1 pseudogene is annotated in these 429 nt (G+C 61.1%); it reads right to left on the reverse strand.

Going from position 1 to position 429, the window contains the following annotated elements:
- Positions 1 to 429: pseudogene (locus tag JQK15_RS26630) on the reverse strand (group II intron reverse transcriptase/maturase); the annotation flags it as partial.

Raw genomic sequence — 429 nt, forward strand, 5'->3', positions numbered from 1 at the left:
CACGGCCTGCTGGGCGTTGCGCCCGGCGCGATAGGCATAGATTTCCGGTGGAAGGTCGGCTTCGAAGATCGGTTCGAGCACCAGCATCGCTGCTGTCATGCAGACCCGATCCCGCACGGTGGAAATGCCCAGCGGCCTGAGTTTGCCGTTGGCTTTTGGTATGTAGACACGTCTGATCGGTTCCGGCCGGTACGTCTCCTCCCTGAGCGCAAGCGCCAGTTCCGCCAGCCACCGCTCGGCGCCATATTCCTCGATGTCCGCAAAGTCCTGTCCATCCACACCCGGCGCGCCCTTGTTGGAGCGACACTGGGCATAAGCATGGGCCAGAATGTCATCGCGGCTGATCTTGTCGTACAGCGCGTAGAAACGATAGCCGGCTTCTGCCTTCGCTTTCGCGTGCAACGCCTTCTGCAGCTTCTGGACGCTTTT

It is taken from the genome of Sphingobium sp. BHU LFT2 (genome assembly GCF_018604485.1).
Taxonomy (GTDB): domain Bacteria; phylum Pseudomonadota; class Alphaproteobacteria; order Sphingomonadales; family Sphingomonadaceae; genus Sphingobium; species Sphingobium yanoikuyae_A.